Origin of the sequence: Streptomyces pseudogriseolus, assembly GCA_002154585.1 — a bacterium.
Lineage (GTDB): Bacteria > Actinomycetota > Actinomycetes > Streptomycetales > Streptomycetaceae > Streptomyces > Streptomyces pseudogriseolus.
Genome location: MUNG01000541.1, coordinates 1 through 1478, shown reverse-complemented (window position 1 = coordinate 1478; position 1478 = coordinate 1). Strand labels below are relative to the sequence as shown.

Here is a 1478-nt window from a genome sequence, read left to right as displayed (position 1 = left end):
CACCCCCACCCGGCCCACACCACCGGCGAAGCCCTCGCCCACCCCGAAACCGAACAGAAGCGGCCCCACCACCACCTGGTACACCTCCTCCGCCGCCACGGACGCCGCCCGCCGCATGTCCGCCTCCGGCACCGTGGGCGACCGCGCCTGCACCCTGGCAGCCGTGGGGCGGCCGGACCCCGCCCTGGTGCCGCACGAGAGCCGGATCGGGATCGGGCAGCACGGCAGGTACTGGTGTCTCGTCTGGTGATCCGCGGCGGGCGGTGAGCGCGTAGGCTGCCCTCGGCACGAACACGGCTGCGCGGGGGAGCACATGACGGCTGGGACGGCACCGAGGTGGGCCTCGGCACTCGCATCGGTGACGGTGTACGCGCAGGGCGCGCTGTGCCGCCGCGTCGCCCGGGGCCCGGTCCCGGCGGACGGACAGGTACGGGTGCCTGGACTGCCGCGCTCGCTCGACCCCCACTCGCTGCGTGCCCGCGTCCTCGGCGCGCCGGGTGTGCGGGTCACCGAGGCGCGGGCGGAGGTCGACGCGGAGCCGGTGGACGCGGACGCGGTCGACGAGGCGCGCCGCGAGGTGGACCGGCTGACGGAGGCGTACGGTGTCGCCGCGGGCCGGCGGGACCGGCAGCTGAGGCGGATCGAGGAGATCGGCGCACTGCGTCCGGTGCCGCCCGGCCGCAAGCGGGACGACCCGCACCGCCGCACCCCGGTGGACGCGTGGCTGGAGCTGGCCGACTTCGTCGACGAGCGCCTGACCGTGCTGCACGACGGGCTCCGCGAACTGGAGGACGAACTGAAGCGCCTGGACCACGAGATGGAGGTGGCGCAGGACCGGCTGGCCCGCGTGAGCACCGACGCCCCCGCCTCCCCGGTCACCTCTTCGTACACGGCGGTGCTGACCGTGCGCGGCGCGGCCGGGACGGAGGCGGAGGTCGAGGTCGAGTACGGGGTGCCCGGCGCGGTCTGGGTGCCGACGTACCGTCTCACCCACCGTCAGGGCGAGGACACCGGACGGCTGGTGCTGCGCGCCTCGGTCGCCCAGCGGTCCGGTGAGGACTGGACGGGCGTGCGGATCGCGTTCGCCACGGCCGATCTGCGCCGCCGTACGGATCTGCCGCGGCTGCGGTCGGTCCGCATCGGCCGCAGCCAGCCCCCGCCCGCCCCGTCCGGCTGGCGGGAGCCTCCGACGGGGCTGGCCGACCTGTTCGCCGGGTACGACGCGGCGGGCCCTCGGCCGGAGCCCGCCCATCACCTGGTGGCAGGCGGGTGGGTCGCGGGCGGTGCCTTCGAGGACACCGCGGTCACGGTCGGTTCCGCATACGATGCCCCGCCCACTCCCCCGAACCGGGACGCGCCCTCCGCGCCGCCCGCTCCCGGCGCCGCTTACGGTGCGCCGCCTCAGGGTTTCGGTCCGGCCGCGCCGGGCTCCGTGCCTTCCCCGGAGCGGGCGCGGCGGGCGCGTCCCGGTTCGGGCC

The 1478-nt window shown here is 76.8% G+C and carries 2 protein-coding genes; both read left to right on the top strand.

Features of this window, described 5'->3' with window-relative positions; all coding sequences use genetic code 11:
• Positions 1-250: hypothetical protein (locus CCN29_RS35455; protein ID WP_143661448.1), on the top strand; the 250-nt coding region annotated here is incomplete at its 5' end.
• 63 nt (positions 251-313) lie between these two features.
• A partial coding sequence (locus tag CCN29_RS32410) for a DUF4140 domain-containing protein (protein ID WP_442538617.1) occupies positions 314-1478 on the top strand: 1165 nt, incomplete at its 3' end.